The sequence below is a fragment of the Microbacterium karelineae genome (genome assembly GCF_009745985.1).
Taxonomy (GTDB): domain Bacteria; phylum Actinomycetota; class Actinomycetes; order Actinomycetales; family Microbacteriaceae; genus Microbacterium; species Microbacterium karelineae.
In genome coordinates, this window is sequence record NZ_WFIX01000042.1 from 1 (window position 1) to 402 (window position 402).

A 402-nucleotide genomic window follows, 5' to 3' on the forward strand; every position below is an offset into this window, starting at 1 on the left:
TTTTCTTAGGTTCCTTCATCAGTTTGATCTCTTCTTTTGTGTAATCATCATCAGCAAATACATCACAGTGTGGCAATGCATTTTTGAAGATCTGATATGGATATACTTTTTCAGTAGTTTCATCTCCGCTGATTTCACCGTTTAACTGGTCTACAGCGGCTTTACCTGTTCCTGTTACAGACTGGTAAGTAGAAACGATTACTCTTTTTAAATCATATTTTTTGTTCAATGGCCCAAGAACCATTACCAATTGAATGGTAGAACAATTCGGATTTGCGATGATTTTATCTTCTTTTGTTAAAACATCAGCATTGATCTCAGGAACGACTAATTTTTTGTCAGGATCCATTCTCCATGCAGAAGAATTATCAATTACTGTTGTTCCTGCTTCTGCAAATAAAG

At 35.3% G+C, this 402-nt stretch carries 1 protein-coding gene; it reads right to left on the minus strand.

What is annotated here, in order from left to right:
- The coding region (locus tag GB932_RS21855; RefSeq protein ID WP_497755935.1) for an aspartate-semialdehyde dehydrogenase at positions 1 to 402 on the minus strand (402 nt) is incomplete at both ends.